This window comes from Veillonella sp., from assembly GCF_018381775.1.
Classification (GTDB): Bacteria; Bacillota; Negativicutes; order Veillonellales; family Veillonellaceae; genus Veillonella.
This window is the reverse complement of sequence record NZ_JAGZRH010000004.1, coordinates 147,265-163,221: the sequence shown is the minus strand read 5'-3', so window position 1 is coordinate 163,221 and position 15,957 is coordinate 147,265. Positions and strand designations below refer to the sequence as shown.

28 protein-coding genes and 3 pseudogenes are annotated in these 15,957 nt (G+C 33.4%); 30 read left to right on the top strand and 1 reads right to left on the bottom strand.

Annotated features, from left to right (window positions below):
• The 6 genes and pseudogenes from KH109_RS04125 to KH109_RS04105 form a co-directional block, all read left to right on the top strand.
• Positions 1 to 192 (top strand): annotated as a pseudogene (locus KH109_RS04125) (SMI1/KNR4 family protein); the annotation flags it as partial.
• 44 nt (positions 193 to 236) lie between these two features.
• Positions 237 to 374: an RHS domain-containing protein gene (locus tag KH109_RS09790; RefSeq protein ID WP_363158550.1), complete on the top strand. Its 138-nt coding sequence runs from the start codon at positions 237 to 239 to the stop codon at positions 372 to 374.
• A gap of 281 nt (positions 375 to 655) precedes the next feature.
• Positions 656 to 1,468 carry a hypothetical protein gene (locus tag KH109_RS04120; protein WP_295216104.1) on the top strand — a complete coding sequence of 271 codons (813 nt, stop codon included), beginning with the start codon at positions 656 to 658 and terminating at the stop codon, positions 1,466 to 1,468.
• A gap of 43 nt (positions 1,469 to 1,511) precedes the next feature.
• Positions 1,512 to 1,850: an RHS repeat-associated core domain-containing protein gene (locus KH109_RS04115; protein WP_295216112.1), complete on the top strand. Its 339-nt coding sequence runs from the start codon at positions 1,512 to 1,514 to the stop codon at positions 1,848 to 1,850.
• Positions 1,851 to 2,035: 185 nt separating this feature from the next.
• The gene (locus KH109_RS04110; RefSeq protein ID WP_295216101.1) at positions 2,036 to 2,707 is read left to right on the top strand and encodes a hypothetical protein; all 672 of its coding nucleotides are present in this window, start codon (positions 2,036 to 2,038) and stop codon (positions 2,705 to 2,707) included.
• 154 nt (positions 2,708 to 2,861) lie between these two features.
• The gene (locus KH109_RS04105; protein ID WP_295216098.1) at positions 2,862 to 3,314 is read left to right on the top strand and encodes a tetratricopeptide repeat protein; all 453 of its coding nucleotides are present in this window, start codon (positions 2,862 to 2,864) and stop codon (positions 3,312 to 3,314) included.
• Between the two features lie 12 nt (positions 3,315 to 3,326).
• On the opposite strand, the gene KH109_RS04100 is transcribed toward KH109_RS04105, so the two are convergent.
• Positions 3,327 to 3,461, bottom strand: a complete 135-nt coding sequence (locus KH109_RS04100) for a hypothetical protein (RefSeq protein WP_295216096.1) — start codon at positions 3,459 to 3,461, stop codon at positions 3,327 to 3,329.
• Here KH109_RS04100 and KH109_RS04095 point away from each other — a divergent pair.
• The 24 genes and pseudogenes from KH109_RS04095 to KH109_RS04005 all read left to right on the top strand — a co-directional run bounded on the left by KH109_RS04095 (position 3,455) and on the right by KH109_RS04005 (position 15,836).
• Positions 3,455 to 3,736, top strand: coding sequence for an RHS domain-containing protein (locus KH109_RS04095; RefSeq protein WP_295216093.1), 282 nt, complete (start codon positions 3,455 to 3,457; stop codon positions 3,734 to 3,736). The two genes, KH109_RS04100 and KH109_RS04095, sit on opposite strands and share 7 nt — an antisense overlap.
• Positions 3,737 to 3,903: 167 nt before the next feature.
• Positions 3,904 to 4,461: a DUF4303 domain-containing protein gene (locus KH109_RS04090; protein WP_295216090.1), complete on the top strand. Its 558-nt coding sequence runs from the start codon at positions 3,904 to 3,906 to the stop codon at positions 4,459 to 4,461.
• Between the two features lie 63 nt (positions 4,462 to 4,524).
• The gene (locus tag KH109_RS09785) at positions 4,525 to 4,815 is read left to right on the top strand and encodes an RHS repeat-associated core domain-containing protein (RefSeq protein ID WP_363158547.1); all 291 of its coding nucleotides are present in this window, start codon (positions 4,525 to 4,527) and stop codon (positions 4,813 to 4,815) included.
• A 21-nt stretch (positions 4,816 to 4,836) separates the two neighbouring features.
• On the top strand, positions 4,837 to 5,079 hold the full coding sequence (locus KH109_RS04085; RefSeq protein WP_156719305.1) for a hypothetical protein: 243 nt from the start codon (positions 4,837 to 4,839) through the stop codon (positions 5,077 to 5,079).
• A 22-nt stretch (positions 5,080 to 5,101) separates the two neighbouring features.
• The gene (locus KH109_RS04080; protein ID WP_295216085.1) at positions 5,102 to 5,479 is read left to right on the top strand and encodes a DUF4279 domain-containing protein; all 378 of its coding nucleotides are present in this window, start codon (positions 5,102 to 5,104) and stop codon (positions 5,477 to 5,479) included.
• A gap of 68 nt (positions 5,480 to 5,547) precedes the next feature.
• The gene (locus KH109_RS04075) at positions 5,548 to 5,979 is read left to right on the top strand and encodes a glycohydrolase toxin TNT-related protein (protein WP_295216110.1); all 432 of its coding nucleotides are present in this window, start codon (positions 5,548 to 5,550) and stop codon (positions 5,977 to 5,979) included.
• Between the two features lie 326 nt (positions 5,980 to 6,305).
• Complete coding sequence (locus tag KH109_RS04070; RefSeq protein ID WP_295216081.1) at positions 6,306 to 6,950, top strand: Imm43 family immunity protein; 645 nt, start codon at positions 6,306 to 6,308, stop codon at positions 6,948 to 6,950.
• Positions 6,951 to 6,966: 16 nt separating this feature from the next.
• Complete coding sequence (locus KH109_RS04065) at positions 6,967 to 7,470, top strand: hypothetical protein (protein ID WP_295216079.1); 504 nt, start codon at positions 6,967 to 6,969, stop codon at positions 7,468 to 7,470.
• Positions 7,436 to 7,651, top strand: coding sequence for a hypothetical protein (locus tag KH109_RS04060; RefSeq protein ID WP_295216076.1), 216 nt, complete (start codon positions 7,436 to 7,438; stop codon positions 7,649 to 7,651). Before KH109_RS04065 ends, KH109_RS04060 begins: the two co-directional genes overlap by 35 nt.
• Before the next feature lie 408 nt (positions 7,652 to 8,059).
• Positions 8,060 to 8,608: a cation:proton antiporter gene (locus KH109_RS04055; RefSeq protein WP_295216074.1), complete on the top strand. Its 549-nt coding sequence runs from the start codon at positions 8,060 to 8,062 to the stop codon at positions 8,606 to 8,608.
• A gap of 48 nt (positions 8,609 to 8,656) precedes the next feature.
• Positions 8,657 to 8,989: a hypothetical protein gene (locus tag KH109_RS04050; RefSeq protein ID WP_295216071.1), complete on the top strand. Its 333-nt coding sequence runs from the start codon at positions 8,657 to 8,659 to the stop codon at positions 8,987 to 8,989.
• Between the two features lie 300 nt (positions 8,990 to 9,289).
• Positions 9,290 to 9,496, top strand: a pseudogene (locus tag KH109_RS09780) (RHS repeat-associated core domain-containing protein); the annotation flags it as partial.
• A gap of 80 nt (positions 9,497 to 9,576) precedes the next feature.
• Positions 9,577 to 9,810 carry a hypothetical protein gene (locus KH109_RS04045; protein ID WP_295216069.1) on the top strand — a complete coding sequence of 78 codons (234 nt, stop codon included), beginning with the start codon at positions 9,577 to 9,579 and terminating at the stop codon, positions 9,808 to 9,810.
• Positions 9,811 to 9,826: 16 nt separating this feature from the next.
• On the top strand, positions 9,827 to 10,678 hold the full coding sequence (locus tag KH109_RS04040; RefSeq protein ID WP_295216063.1) for a hypothetical protein: 852 nt from the start codon (positions 9,827 to 9,829) through the stop codon (positions 10,676 to 10,678).
• 337 nt (positions 10,679 to 11,015) lie between these two features.
• Positions 11,016 to 11,186: pseudogene (locus KH109_RS09775) on the top strand (hypothetical protein); the annotation flags it as partial.
• A 180-nt stretch (positions 11,187 to 11,366) separates the two neighbouring features.
• Entirely contained in the window at positions 11,367 to 11,669 is a 303-nt protein-coding gene (locus tag KH109_RS04035) for a hypothetical protein (protein ID WP_295216060.1), read from the top strand.
• A gap of 364 nt (positions 11,670 to 12,033) precedes the next feature.
• Positions 12,034 to 12,429 (top strand): pentapeptide repeat-containing protein, encoded by a 396-nt coding sequence (locus KH109_RS09770; RefSeq protein WP_363158542.1) that lies wholly within the window; start codon positions 12,034 to 12,036, stop codon positions 12,427 to 12,429.
• Between the two features lies 1 nt (position 12,430).
• Positions 12,431 to 12,628: a hypothetical protein gene (locus KH109_RS04030; RefSeq protein WP_295216057.1), complete on the top strand. Its 198-nt coding sequence runs from the start codon at positions 12,431 to 12,433 to the stop codon at positions 12,626 to 12,628.
• Between the two features lie 23 nt (positions 12,629 to 12,651).
• Positions 12,652 to 13,059 (top strand): hypothetical protein, encoded by a 408-nt coding sequence (locus KH109_RS04025; RefSeq protein ID WP_295216054.1) that lies wholly within the window; start codon positions 12,652 to 12,654, stop codon positions 13,057 to 13,059.
• A 152-nt stretch (positions 13,060 to 13,211) separates the two neighbouring features.
• The gene (locus KH109_RS04020; protein ID WP_295216052.1) at positions 13,212 to 13,910 is read left to right on the top strand and encodes a hypothetical protein; all 699 of its coding nucleotides are present in this window, start codon (positions 13,212 to 13,214) and stop codon (positions 13,908 to 13,910) included.
• A 207-nt stretch (positions 13,911 to 14,117) separates the two neighbouring features.
• A complete protein-coding gene (locus KH109_RS04015; protein ID WP_295216049.1) occupies positions 14,118 to 14,681 on the top strand; it encodes a DUF4303 domain-containing protein in 564 nt (187 codons plus the stop codon).
• Positions 14,682 to 14,840: 159 nt separating this feature from the next.
• Positions 14,841 to 15,275 carry an SMI1/KNR4 family protein gene (locus KH109_RS04010; protein ID WP_295216046.1) on the top strand — a complete coding sequence of 145 codons (435 nt, stop codon included), beginning with the start codon at positions 14,841 to 14,843 and terminating at the stop codon, positions 15,273 to 15,275.
• Positions 15,272 to 15,478, top strand: a complete 207-nt coding sequence (locus KH109_RS09765) for an RHS domain-containing protein (RefSeq protein WP_363158552.1) — start codon at positions 15,272 to 15,274, stop codon at positions 15,476 to 15,478. The genes KH109_RS04010 and KH109_RS09765 overlap by 4 nt, the downstream gene beginning before the upstream one ends.
• Positions 15,479 to 15,512: 34 nt before the next feature.
• Positions 15,513 to 15,836: a sel1 repeat family protein gene (locus tag KH109_RS04005; RefSeq protein ID WP_295216043.1), complete on the top strand. Its 324-nt coding sequence runs from the start codon at positions 15,513 to 15,515 to the stop codon at positions 15,834 to 15,836.
• The last annotated feature ends 121 nt before the right edge of the window (positions 15,837 to 15,957 follow it).

The following is a 15,957-nucleotide window of genomic DNA, read 5'->3' as shown; positions in this document are numbered from 1 at the left end:
GAAGTAAAAGAATATTTGCCGAATTTTCTTATGATTGGAGATAATGGTGGAGGGGTTGCCATTCTGATGGATAATAAAAATCAAAATATTTTTGCTGTCAGCATGGGAGTAATGAGTGAAGACTCCTTAGAAAAAATATCATCTTCTTTAGAAGACTTTCTATTAGTAAAAAAAGGAATGTTTAATTATTAGTAGGCCGTAGCCCGCACAAAATCTTCAGTCCTGACGTAGGGGACGTGCGGTACGTACGCGGTTTCGCCTATCAAAACCACATCAACGAAGACGGAGAAAGCCGACAACAATCTCACTACTTCCACACCGACCAAATCGGCATACCGCGCGAGATAACCGACATCCACGGCAATCTGTTATAGTACGGCGAATATACCACATGGGGTCGTCTGAAAAAGGACAGGCGGGTTTACAAGGATGCACATTAGCCGTTCAGACTGCAGAACCAATACTTCGAAGAAGAGACGGGACTGCATTAAAATCTGATGCGCTATTACGAGCTTGAGGCGGGTCGGTTTGTGAATTAAGTTCCGATTGGATTGATGGCTGGGGAAAATTTATATCAGTTTGCACTGAACGAACAAAGATGGAACGACCCTGAAGGCTTGGCATTCGAAAGATAGGTGTAACAGGAAAAAATAATATGGTAAATGATAGAATTTCAAGTTTTGACGCTTTTTTAGAATGTAAAGATCTATCAATCAATGACTTATTAGAAAAACTACTACATTCTAATACTACTATTCAATATGAAGCAGCAAAAAGACTACAATTTTTTCAGTATAAAGAGATTATTGATATAATCAGAAATATCCTCTTAACAAGTCGATATAGTAAACATAGAGAAATTGCAAATTTTATCTTGGGACAAATACAAGAAGAACTTGGCACTACGGAATTGAAAGAAATTTTCTCTATATTAATTTACTCTATTCAAAATGACAAAAGTATTAAAGTGAAATCATCTGCAATATCTTCTTTAGGACATCTATTCAAAAAATATAATCTAGGAGAAGAAGAGTTTCGCACTATAGAAAATAATATTAGTTCTATTTGGAATATAAATAGATATTCTATAATTATTTCTATTGCATTTAGTTCTGCATATTTCCCAAAAAGAAATTATATAAAAGAATATCTTATAAAAAATTTAAATAGCAAGCATCACAAAATTATCTCATGGATATTATATGGATTGAAAGAAAAACATTATAAATCAGAATCAATTGAAAATTTACTAATACATAAACTAAGCCAATTTAATGAAAAATCTTATATTTACAATGAAATTATTGCATTTTTAATTTCAATTAGTTCTAAAAAAGTTATCCCTTATATTGAAAAGACACTATTCACTCAAAGTAAAATCGATGATGAAATTTATACTGAACTTAAAAATAATCTATCGGATGAATTTGCGGAATTAAGAAAAAAATTATTAGAAGAATTTAAATAGTTTCTTGACGTACGCCTCAACTGCAAACCTGTTTTCGTCTTCAATGCCAGTAAAACCAACCGCCTTCCGCCTGCAAAACCAGTACGCTGACCGTGAGACGGGGCTGCATTACAACTTCTTCAGGTATTATGAGCCTGATGCAGGGCGGTTTGTGAATCAGGATCCGATTAGGTTGTGGGGTGGGGAGAATCTTTATTTGTTTGTGCCTAATGCAAATGTCTGGGTTGATCCATTAGGATTATCCGTACAATCAGAGAGTGCTCAACGTGGAATTGATAAAGCAACTAAGTATTTAAAAAGTAGAGGTTTTAAAATTTTATCAGATGAAGTAACAATTAAAGTTTTCGATAGAACATGGAAAAAAATAATACAGGACGATTAACGAAAGGTCAAAAGAGATCAGGGTTATTCAATTTGAAAAAACGCACAATGCTGGAGGAAAATGTCCGAAGGCTGCATATATGGTTTCAACAAAAATAAGGATAAGCAAACGGATGTGGGTTCATCCAAAGGCGTTGCTCGCTTTATGACTTTAGTATTCAAAGATTGATTTTAAGGACGATAATTATGAAAAGTAAAGAATTTATTCAAGGTCTTATTGAATATTTGAAAAATAATTTGAATATTCCTGATGCTAATTTTCTAAAAGATAGAATTAAATTTAAAAAAGGAAAATATGTTTATGGTGAAATATCCTTTAGCAATTCTCGTACTTTCGAGGGGGTCATACTTCACCTATATGCATACAATTCTGAAATGGGAAATTTTTTCTCCCAAAATGTTCCTCCTTATGATAAATCGTCAAATCCTTATGATTTAGTATTTGTACAACCATCTATCTCGCAGGCGCATTTTTTTAAAGCTCCCCCTATTACCTCATTTCCTTATGGAGATACCATTAAATTACCTGAATCTGAGAATGATGCAAAAAACATCTATCCAGATGTATTAAAGCATTTGCAGCAAAATCATATTCCAATCATTATGGCCTTCCATTCCGGTAGCAAAGAAGTTTTAAAATATTTAGCACTTTATCCAGAGGCTTTTCGTTTTAAAGCATTAACTGCTATTTTTATTGTAAATAAGAATGAATTACCACTAAATGATCCTTTAATACAGAATATTTTATTGTTTGATAAAAAAGTATTAGAAAATGATAATGGATTGTTTAGCAAGCATGATTTGATCTTCCTGGAAAATTCTTTTGACCAAAAATTAAAACAACAAATTATGCAATAATTAGTCCTTGTAACAAGCCGTAGCCCGCACAAAATCGAAGTAGATACGATATGACTGATTCAATCGGGCCTAGACAGAAATTTAATTATGGTCATGACTGACCTGTAAAATATACATTTGACATTGTTTCATTTTTATTGAGGAGTTGTATGCTATGAATTTAGATGCAGTTAATCCAGAATTAGAATCAAAGATTAATGATTTAGTCTGTGAGGCTTATAATAAATCTTTTTTAGAACAAGAAAAGTTATTAAAAGAAGCATTTGAGCTAATACCCAAGCCAGTAACTCAATGGGCGCATCCAACGACAATGGTTACGATTGCTTTGTTTGAGTTATATTATAAAAATCAAAAATATGAACAGGCTAAGGAATGGCTGCGTATTGCTTTAAGTGTTGCTGACTTAGGAACCACTAATGCAGGGACGTATCTGTTAGCTGGTATTTTTTATTATGACCTTGAAAAATATGATGAAGCTTATAAATATTTTGATATTGCTTATAATGATGCTGGATATTATCCATTTAGTATTGAGGACAAAAAATATTGGCAGTTTTATAAACAGCGTAAAGACGAATTAAATCCTAAGAAAAAAAACCAAAAGTAAGATTCGATATTTTCAGACGACCTCTACCAAATCGCCATCAATATCACCGACACCGTCGGTTACACCACCAGCTACGGCTACAACGCCTGATGGCTGCCCGAAACCATTATCGACACTTACAATACGACAGCTACGACCCCTTGGCACAGGTATGCAACTGGACCAACGAAGACGGCGAAAGCCGCCAGCAAACCCGCTACTTCCGCTGCGACAAAATCGGCATTCCACGTGAGATGACCGATAAGGACGGCAACCTCATATGGTTCGGCAACTACACCGGCTGGGATCATCTGAAAAAAGATGAGTGGGTTTACAAGAACATGCACCAGTCGTTCAGACTGCAAAACCAGTATGCCGACCGTGATACGGGGCTGCATTACAACTTCTTCAGGTATTATAAGCCTGAGCGGGTCGGTTTGTGAATCAGGACCCGATTGGCCTTTCGGGCGGAGACAATCTGTATCAGTTTGCGCCTAATGTGTAGGATCGTTGTTGGTCATCCTCGCCCTCATAATGAAATGCATAATAGAAAATTTCATGAAAAGGTACGAGATAGATTAAAAAATGTAAGACTTAAGGAGGTAGCAGGATGAATTATTCTGATGATATATTTGAAAAGTTAGTTGCTACAATCGAAGAGGCAACAAGTCAGGCGGCTATAGATTTGTTCAATTCGACAAATGAAACTTTTTACTTCTTTGTGTTAAGTACCATAGGTGAGGCACTTGCTCCTTTTGTGAGTGCTTGGTCATATGAAGCATTAAAAAAACAAAGCATTGCTCAAAATTGGGATGCTTACGATATTGCAGATTTTAAATGGTCTTCGATAGATAGTCCTTACTTAGAGTTTGGTTCACAATATTTCCATCAAGTAAACCAAGCTTTCTTAGATCGTATTGATATTCACTCATTAAAAACAGAAGTGGAATATGAAAAAGAATTTAATTTCCGGATTAATGTGATGGAGGAAGCACTTCATCGGTGTGATATGAAGGGAATATTCTCCTTAAATCAAGCTCGTTCAGAAATAATGATTAATGTTGAAGTATTACCACCCGATTATACAAATACTATTCGTGCGAAAAAATTAAATCCTATCGAATCAATCCAACTTTGGTTAAAAGAAGCTGCTGAAACTGTGGAATAATTAACTTTTCTTGATAGTAAGTAAGCCGTAGCCTGCACAAAACTTCCAATTCCAACGTAGGGTGTGGGCGGTACGAACGCGGTTTCCGATTTTCAGACGGCCATACAGATTCCTGAGGTTACAGTTTTCAAATCAGACGACCCCAAAACTCAAGGTCGTCTGAAAAAGGATGAGCGTGTCTATCGACATTCCCATCAGCCGTTTAGACTGCAAAACCAATACTTCGATGAAGAAACCGGACTGCATTACAACCTGATGCGGTATTACGAGCCAGAGGCGGGGTCGTTTGTGAATCAGGATCCGATTGGTTTGTGGGGAAGAAGCAATTTTTATAACTATTCTCAAAATGTATAAGCTTGGGTAGATTTATATGGATTGTCGTCTGGTTGTAATGACGGAGATACAAAAGATAGTAAACTAATTAACCAAAAAGAATTGAAATGGATTTTAGATCAAATAGGCTCAGATCCACATGCGTTTAAAGCTGATTATGTTGGTAAACGAGCCGTATCTCATTATGATATTTATAAACAAAATAAAACTGGAGAACTTTTATTAAGAAGAAAAAATTCTTCTGAATTTATTAGAACAAGAATTGGTTGCGATGATGCTGAATAATTCAATTGAAGTAACATTTTATATGGAATCAAATGATTATATTAACATGAGAGAAATAGACAAAATACTTAATATTAAAAATGCTGAGTTTTATAGTAAGGGAGATTTATTTACCTCACCAAACAAAAAGGTTCAATTTATAATTGAACACTCTTACTATTCTTTTGGTATAGATAAAGAGGAAAATTTAAATGAAAAAATTAATAAAATTATACAAAAAATAGAAGACATAAAGAAAAATTTAGACTATATATTTAAAAAATATAAGCTAAATAAAGAGCTTATAATTTACAGCTGGGCCAACGATGAGGCTACTCGTGAATATAAAATCTCCTTAAAACAAATTCAATTATTATCTGAGTTAGGAATAGAGTTAAAAATCATTCATTATAATATTTAGTATAAGTGTGGATTAATTTCAAGATCTAACAAACCCCAAAAGCAGTCTGAAATTCTAAACCCTCACTTATCCATCCTTCAGTAAGCCTTCCTAATCGAAAGCCTTATACTATATATAGGGTTCTGAAACCAATTGATAATGTAGCTGCAAGTAAAATTATGCCGTTATTCGGAGAGATTGGATTAGGGACACAGTATGAATTACCAAAATCTGTTAAATCATATAGAATCCGGGCATCTGGAAGAGGTGAAAATAGGAAAATGTTAAAAATTAATGAATTGAATTCATATCTTAAAAATAAAGGAGTACCAGAAGATAGTTACTCAATCAATGAAGTAAATGATGAATCATTATGTATTGTTGAAGAAAATAAAAAATGGCATATATTCTATTCTGAAAGAGGATTGAGAACCGAAGAATATTGTTGCCAAGATGAACATTTGGCAATTCTATATTTTATAAATCGGTTATCAAAAATGTTAAAATTTTCTTTCGAATGAAAAAAAGCAAACTGTAGCCTGTATGAAACCTCCAGTCCCGACGTAGGGTGTGTGCGGTGCGCACGAGATTTCTATTTTTCAAACGATCTCTACCAAATCGCCTCCCCCGACGATGGCTACGGCGATTTTACCGCCGTTTACGGACGGGACGGTAAAAAACTGAACGGTTTTGCCTACCGCAACTACGTCATGGTCGATTACAGACACAAGCGCGACAGCGTGTACAAGATTTACAAGAAAGTTTGAAAAAACGGTTGAGTAAGTCCATATCTGTTGGAGGATGTTCATCTACCAACTCACCCAAACGATTAGATTAGGAGGAAAGTATGAAGAAATTAATGGTGTGGGGATATAGCGCACAAAGTTTAGATGAGTTAGCGAAAAGAAAAGTGCCTAAGGTTTCCTTAGGGGAAGTAGGGATATCAGAGGAATTTAACCCTAAAAAAACGCATCCTGATTTTGACTTTCCATGGAGTTGGTTCGTAAAGGGGCAAGAAATTCCTCCAATGCCTGAAAAGGTTTATGTCTGCTTAAAAAAAGCAAGGAGTGTTACTTTTGATTTTCTTCCATATAATGATTTCTTTATCATGTCAGCGCGTTTTTTGGAATTTATTAAAAAATACGGATTTGATCATGATTTTGGAATGAGTAAAGCAATTATTGTCAATACAAAAGGTGAGTTATTGACAAATGAAGTCTATTATTTGGTAAGAATAGTTAGCTGGGAAATTGAGGATGAAATTGTTTACCCGGATTTAGGAAGAGATGAAAAAGGTTTTTCGCTGGAGGCATATACTAATTCGGATAAGGATATTTTGCTGTCTTCCAAATATAAGTATATGGAAGCATTTATGGTGTCAGAAAATTTAAAAGAAAAAATATTAGAAATGTTCTCCTTACCTTTTCTTTATACTTTGAAGGAATGGAAGGAGCAAAATGATTATGAAATTATTGGATTTGATAAATTATAATAAAAAGGAAACTTAAATGTCAAAATTACTTTTTACTTCTTCTAAAACGCCACATAGTATTGGTTATATTGGAGGAGGACCTGAACATATTCCGTTAGAATTATGGCCTAAAGTTCCAAATTCTGATGCCTATCAAACGCATCTGTTTACTCTTTATTCTGATTTTTTACCTGAAAATGTATTCCCTCGCAGAAATTATTATATCTCTGTTTTTATTTCCATAGAGGAGCATGCACTAGGAGGGGTGAAAGACTCTATTTCATCTAAATATACTGTTAATTGTCAGGATGATTTAATTTTACTAAATGATGGTTTTAGTTGCGCTGTCCTTTATGAAAGGGAAGAAGCTATCAACAAGCAAGATTTAGGAAATATTTCTTTGGAAAGAAAGTTTTTTGAAAGGCTTGATGAAATTGATAAAGCAGCTGATGCAAAATACAATGAAGATGAACATTTATTCTTTGAAGATAATGGAATGGGATTGGATGTATCCAAAATTTTGGGGCAATCCTTATTTTGAACAAGATATAATATATCCTTCTCCTAAGTTTAATTTTTGCTTGCAATTATTAGAAGAAGATATAGATAAAAAGTTACATATTTTTCAGAATGGTATTGGTTATTTTTATTATGACCAAAATGTTAAGAAAAAACTTCTATCTGGAAGTCAAGCAGGTATTTTCTTTATTCAAAATACTTAATAATTAACATAAAACCTTCAGTCCCGATGTAGGGTATGTGCGGTACGCACACACGGTTTCTGTTTTTCAGGCGACCTTTGTTGTGCCGTAATTAACCGCTGCTACGCTTACGACAAAGCAGGCAAACTGATTCAAAATACTGACAAAAGAAGTGGCACGCTCTATTACGTCTACGACAAAATCGGATGCGTTCAGAAAGCCCAAAACAGCCAAGACGGACATAGCGAAAAATTCGCCTTATCAAAATATGTTGTAAAAAATATCAATCATGCGAAATATACCAAATGATGCAAAAGTTACTCGAAAAGGAATTTCTTGGGGCAGCAAGCAAAGAAATGCACCTTGTTCAAGATGTAAACCAAGTATTGACGGTGCTGGTGGTGTATATGATTAATGAAAGAATGAGTTATGAATATAGAATTACATATTGAAAAAGTACAATCTCTTTTAGATCAAATGGATCTACAAAAGAAATGTAAATTTGCAGCTTGGTGCTGTAATGCACTGATCATTGAGAAAAAAATAAATGAAAATATGACTAAAATAACTAATTCAAATGTGAACTACCAACTCTGTGATGCTATTATTAAAGCTGGTTGGTATGATTTCTCCCAAATAAATATTGGAATCTCTCTAAAAGCTATAGAAGATATAAATTGGGATGATGATGATCCATTAAATGATATGGTAGAAACACAAGGAACTATAGAATTATTAGCTTCGATTCGAAATATGTTACTAGGTATACAACAAAAATCATCTGATAGTTATTATTACTTTGCTGCAAGTGCTGAAAACGTAATTAACTGGAAAGATGCTTTAGCGAATTTCCCATACTCCGAAGATGGCAAAATAGAGGACGAAAATTTAAAACGTGAATATGAAATTCAATTGTTATTTTTAGATGATTTAAGAAATAGTATAATTACCTTACAGGATATTAAGAAATATAGATAAATGGATGCAAGCCTAAGTAGATTATTTAGAAAGATAGGAGTTGAGTTGATGGAGTCTGAGGAATTAACTTCTAAAATTTTGCTGGAAAGTGTTTTAGAATGTACAAATTTTGTAGTGAATGAGGTGCCAAACTTATACAGTGCAGTAATAGAGAGATTAAAGCAAGACGATGAAGTGTTCTTTATGAATTTTGTTGAAGATGAGGATGGTCAGGATGATTATTATGGATATGTCTATAATAAAACAAATGGAAAAATCTACGAATATGCGTTCCATGATGACAAATTAGTGAAAAATAGGAAGTTATCTTTTATTGAAAAGAAAATTGGAAAGCTAACAACGAAAGATATTCTTGAATTACCTATAATAGACTTACTGTAATCCTTCTTTGAGGTCATCTGAAATGTTTGCTCTTTAACAACCTTATCACTAGTCAGTATCAAGGTCGTCTGGAATCTAACTTTTAGACGACCTTTGTTGTACCGTATTCAACCGCCGCTACGTCTACGACAAAGCCCGCCGTCTGACCGTCCTCACTAATGAAAACGGCGAGAAACCTACCGTCTCGATTACGACCCGATTACCGGCAACTACACTGGCTGGGGTCGTCTGAAAGAGGAAACCAAGGTAACGGATAGCGGATATCACCCATTCCGCCTGCAAAACTAGTACGCTGACCGTGAGACAGAGCTGCATTACAACTTCTTCAGGTATTACGAGTCTGAGGCGGAGCGGTTTATGAATCAGGACCCGATTGGGTTGTTGGGTGGGGAGAATTTGTATCAATTCGCACCTAATACTTTAATGTGGATCGATTTATGGGGCTATCAGTTCATGGAGGTGGGAGTTGTGGGAGTGTTAGGAAGGCCAGTCCTGAAGGTGAAGTAAATCATATGCCTGCTTATAAGGCTGTTAAATAGGGGGGGATGTCTGGGAGAGTCTCTCACTATAAGAGTCTAGCAACATGGATGACAAAGGCAGATCACCGTAAAACAGCAAGTTGGGGAAGCTGGGCAAAAGCAAGTCAATGGCAATCACAGCCAGCTAAATTAATTGATAAAGATAAATTCGGAAAAGTAATGGAAATGGATATACGAGATATTAAGAGAAAATTTGGGAAAAAATATAATAAAGGTATAAGTGAGATGATTGATTATGCAATTGGTGAAGGGCATATAACTAGGGCAAAGGTCGTAGATTAAAAAGGAAACATACAAAATGTTGAAAATATTGAATAATTCTTTGGATGGAATTGTATTGGGTCAAAAAAAGGCTGACTTTGATGATGTTATTTTAAATAATCCTAATTATTCATTAGAGTTTGATAGAAAACACAAGATACAATCTGATTCAGAATTGATTACTGTATCTTCCTTGAGGAATTGTGATGAATTTTGCTTAAATGGAAAAGTTATTAACTTTTCAAATCTTGAAAAATTTTTAGAAGTGGGAGATCCTCTAATAGAAGTTTCGGATGAAGAAAATTACTTTTATATTTTTCCAAAATATAATTTAGTTTTATATGTTGACTATAAGGATAATTTGTTTCTGCAGATATTAATTTACGATGAGAGTATAAGAGATTTATATGATAATAAAGGGAAAAAGTACTCAGACTTTCAAAAAAGTAAACTTAAAAACCCAACTTTAAATCATAATAAATTAATATTTATTCCTTATAAGAGCATAGGCGATTTTGAATTAAATTGTTCTCTATCAGATGTTATAAGAAAATATGACATATCAAATAATGTTATCCCGAAGGTAAAAAATATTATAGAGATAAACAATTTTGTACTAAGGTTTGATAATGAAAAGTTAACTGAGGTTACAATTTTCAATGATAAGAAAGTAGAGTTTGCAATATACTATAATGAAATGGATATATCATCAAAAAAAGGGCTTACTGAGTTATTAAGTCAATATGAAGTTATTGAGAGAACGAAATCTAAATATCTTTTCAAAGAATTAGGTCTAGTTGTAGAAAAAGATCTGTCCGAATTTCGTTTTTTTGAACAATCATTATTAAAATTTTGGGTAAATTTGCATAGACCTATTACTAGCTGGTAATTACAAGTAAGCCATAGCAAACCGTAGCCCACAAAAAATCTTTAGCCCTGACGTAGGGTGTGTGCAGTACGCACGTACGTGGTTTCGCCTATCAAAACCACATCAACGAAGACGGCGAAAACTGCCAACAAACCCATTACTTACATTGCTACCAAATCGGCATCCCGCGTGAGATGTCCGATAAGGACAGAAATCTCTTGTGGTACGGCGAATGCACCGCCTTGGATCGTCTGAAAAAGGATGGCGGGTCTATCGGAATGCACATCAGCCCTTCCGCCTGCAAAACTAGTATGCCGACCATGAAACGGGGCTGCATTAAAACTTCTTCAGGTATTATGAGACTGATGCGGGCATGTTTGTGAATCAGGATTCGATTGGGTTGATGGGGGGGACAAACTTTTATCAGTTTTCGATGAATGCGCTGGGAGGGGTTGATCCATTAGGGTTAGCTAGAAATATCCATCAGATAAACCATCAAATAAAGTCCGAGAAGAAGGACGAGTATTAACAAAAATGGAAAAATTCAACTTAAAATTTGGCAAATGTGCACAAGTATTCCCTGGATTAAGTAGCTTAACAACCAGATTTATAAGTTGAGTAAGTCTTTTGTTATTGCCTAATTCAATTAGCCAATGTCAAGATTTAGATTTTCCATGAAAAATCCAGATAAATGTGGGGCAAAAAAGAAATGAATCTACATGACAAGGAAATTGTTGGTTTTTTATATAAGAAAAATGATCAATTACTCGTATTACTTTCATCTGATGAAAATAATATCTTTTTTAATTCAGTAATTTTTTTTCATTTTAACAACGTTTCGGACCAAAATATTATTTTTGATATATATGAATGGGGAAAAGAAGATATTCCAAATGAAATTATTAAACTTTTTCCTTGTATAAATCCCTTTATAGAAGATAAAGAAATATATAATTTTCATTATATAAATTCATCTGTTGGACTAGAGGGTATTGTTATCACTAAAAAATAACATTTCTGCGCAAAATATCGTTATGCTGAGATACTACTGACGTCTAAAGAGACCTTGACCTACGATAACCGGCTATCAGAAAAACGACTTAGAAGCTTCCAATGACAGCAGCTATTACTACGGCTACTTCGATGACCTGACCCACTGGGAACTAGCCAACGTAACGGGTGTCGTTGCATTATCGGAAAGCGATACATGTACAGGAAAATGCCAGGAAGAAAAAAACGTAAGAAATGTTTAGATGCTACAGTAGACAACATTAAAATGGTTACAGCAAAAACATCTTATCTAACATTACAAAAAGGTGTTTCCATCCCTGCTGTTGCGAGATACAACCAGACCCTATAGATTGGTGGTAATAAAAATGATATCAAATGACATTCAAGAATTACTTAAAAATATTACAAAGTCTCTAATTAAAATCGAAACAAAAGAATTAGATGCTTTAATTTCTAGACAGTTAACCCATATAGATAATATTGATTTTCACAGATACGAAATATCCCATAGGAAAATTGAAAGTCTCAAATTTTCTTTCTGTTCATTTCGTGGTGCTTTCATAAGCTATAGTTCCTTTACTAATTGTAATTTTATTAATTGTTCTTTTATTACGGCAATAATTTGTAATACAAAATTTACTAATTGTACATTTATTAATTGTGTATTCAGATCAATGCATATACAAGATAATTTAATATCTAGCTGCTCTTTTCAAAACTGTCATATAGAAGATAATATATTTTCTACAAATAAAACATAATATGAGGATACATCCTAAAACTGGCGAAAAATATGTAGGCCAAGCCAAATCTGGTCAATGTCTAGACCGATTGGAAGAAAATCACATTAAATTACAAGGCGGTATCAAGAGTCGAAGAGGACCTTTGGCCAATAAACGTCATCAGATGTCTGAACCTCGCTACCGTGCAGAAGGTGGAAAAATTCCCATGCCTTATTGAATTGCAGAAAGGGACTTTAAAAAATGGCAAGAAAAAAACAGAAATGGCAGGTAGGTGATTATTTTGGCATTCCCATAGAAGATGATTTTTTAGCTGTTGGACAGATTCTTGGAAGATATGATTGGATAGGTGTAGCCTGCTTAATTACCAAAATGAAAATTTCCTCAAAAAACCTTCCTTTATATGAAGATATAAAAATAGATAAAAACGATGTTATTGCTGCTATGTTTATTACTGAAGAATCGTTAGATAAAGGATTCTGGCCAATTATTCAACAAGGTATAGTAAATAAAAATATACTGAAACAATATTTTCCTAATATTGTTTTAATTGAACAAGGAAATATTATTGGTATTAATACCGAAGGTTCAGCTATTATTGATGATTATATTAAAGCTTATCCTGAAAGTAAAATGCTTCGTACCATTTGAACACAAAATACTAGCCGTTCCAATTGCAGAACCAATATGTCGACCGTGAGACGTGGCTGCATTATTGAAGGTAAAGCTGCACCTCAAGGTTTGGGGTTACGTGGTGGACAAACACAAAAATATATTAATGACTTAAAAAGGTTAATAAGACAATGAATCAGGAGCAATTTATAAAAAAGATTAATATAGTTTTAGTTGAAATTGATAAAATGATTAATAATTGTGATGAATATAGTTATACAAATAAACAGCAGTTGATTTCTATAAAAAATGAACTATATGACATGATTAATTATCTAAATTCAGAAAGTATTTTTCAACAAAAAAAAGGAAAAGAATTTTTATTGTCTCGGATAGTAATTGATTCTTGGCCATTTAATAATGAAGTTGGTAAACTCCTTGTAGAATTAGAAGAAGATTTCAATTCTTTGACAAGAGAAAATATAAAAATGTCTAAGTTGAAAATTTTGAATGAAACTCCTTTAGACTTTCAAGAAAAAAATTTTTTTGACGAATGGGAAGTCAGTTACCTTGATTTGATGGAAGTAAATCAAGGTTCTCCCTTAGTTGGAAGTCTATCCATTAACGGTCAATTTATTATTAAAGAACAGGGTTTTGGAGGACCTTTGTTGTATTTCAATAGAAAAATATATATTCCAGTTTTCATTAGACGATTTTGCGTTGTTGGATTTAGGCTTGCAATATTAAATTTAGATGATTTATCAATTGAGTATATTGGGGGGATTGAAGACTTGGTTTATCTGAAAGAGATAAAAGATAATAGAATTTATTTCTATACAGATATATATAAAAGCACAGAAAAGAATTTAACTTTATATGAACAAATATAACTCAAGGATATGCTATAAACATCATAGCCAAAGGACTTCCATGTTAATTAAAAAAATAGGAAATTAAGTATAACAAAGCTCAAACAGATAGATATATGAGTAAGCAATTAACTAGAATTGGTGGTAAGGTTTTTGGAAAATACGGATCACGTAGTCAATGTGCATAGAAACTAATTGATAACAAAAACTTATAAAAGGAACATTAAAATGAGTATTTTAAGTAATTATATAATTCAAGATTTAATCCAGAATGTATCTAAAGGAGTTACAGAGACATTTAAATTTGTATTAGAAAGATATAATTCTAATGAAGTTTTTGCCTATACATTATATATTGATGACTATTGTTCATATCTGGGTTGGGCTGCTAATACTATTTCTCACTACGAAATAGAAAAAGTAAACTACCCAAAAGAAGACCAGCCTTTTATTAAATGGTATTACCCTCAATTTGCAATAGGACTTGGAGAGGTTCCTGAGAAAATAGATAGTATATTTAATAATGAGATTCAAAATATTCTTAATGATGCAAATACATTAATATCAGAAGATAATTTTGAGCAATATCAGGCAGAAGTATATGATTCAATTATAGAAGGATTTAAAAAAGCGATAGCAAGCGTGGATAAGGAAAAAAGAAATAATGTAATATTTTTTGTTTCTATTGCAGATAGTGATAATGCTGAAATTATGGAAAATTATTCTGCTGAGCAATTGAATTCATATGATAAATTTCTTACGTTCAAAAATAGATTTCAAAGCAACCCGTAGCCCGTATGAAACCTCCAATCTCGTTTTTCATTAGACGATTTTGCGTTGTTGGATTTAGGCTTGCAATATTAAATTTAGATGATTTATCAATTGAGTATATTGGAGGCGTGAGTTCTGATACGACCAAGCTTTAAAAGAATTATCAAGAAGAGGTATTAAATGATTAGCCAAGAAACAATGAATTTGCTTATTAAATATTTTCAAGATGAGCCTGAGCTTAAAGGGATACCCGCTAGTAATGGGGAAATTAAACATGCTGAAAATATTTTAGGAATAAAATTTCACGATGATTACATTGAATTTATTAAAAAATTCGGTGGAGCAAGCGCTGGTTTGGATATCCATGCTTTCCATAATTCAACATTAATTGGAAAAGAAACAGTTATTGAATTAACTCAGGGATTTCAAAAACTTTTAGAATTACATGAACAACCAATGAATAAACTTTATGCAATATCAGATGATGGTTCAGGCAATCCCATTTTAATGGATCAACAGGGACATATTTTTATTTATTACCATGATTCATCGGAAATGGAAATGTTATATGAATCACTTGATAGCTTATTTAAAGAAACATTGTTGGGTGAATAGCAAGCTGTAGCCCGTATGAAACCTTCAATCTCGACGTAAAGTGTACGCGGTACGCACGCGGATTAGCCAATCGAAACCACATCAATGAATACGGAGAAAGCCGCCAGCAAACCCACTACTTTCACTGCGACCAAATCGGCATCCCGAGAGAGATGACCGATAAGGACGGCAACCTCTTATGGCTCGGCAACTATACCGGCTGAGGTCGTCCGAAAGAGGAAACCAAGGTAACTTAAAATGACTAACTTTATATCAACAGGTAGTACTTATTGGATTTCAGATGAAGAAATTCATATTCTCGAAGAGAAGGCCATTAATGGAGATAAAAACTCAGCATTTAAATTGTATCAATATCATATGTTTGTATCTTTAGATCAAGATTTGGAATTTAAATGGCTAGAAATCGCAGCAAAAAATGGACATCCAATTGCCCAATTCAATTTAGCTGATTTATTTTTCACACAAGGCAATAAAGAAAAAGCCATATTTTGGGCTAATAAGGCATATAGAAATGGTGCCAAACTACCAGACGAATTAAAAATATTGATAAATATCAATTAATTAATAAGATTTAGCGAATTATCGTTACAAACCTAAAACTTCTGGAGGATGATTAAGAAAAGAAGCCAAGAAATTTCTTAGAAAATTGAAAAGAGTAGGTAAGAAATGCCCTTAAGTTTTT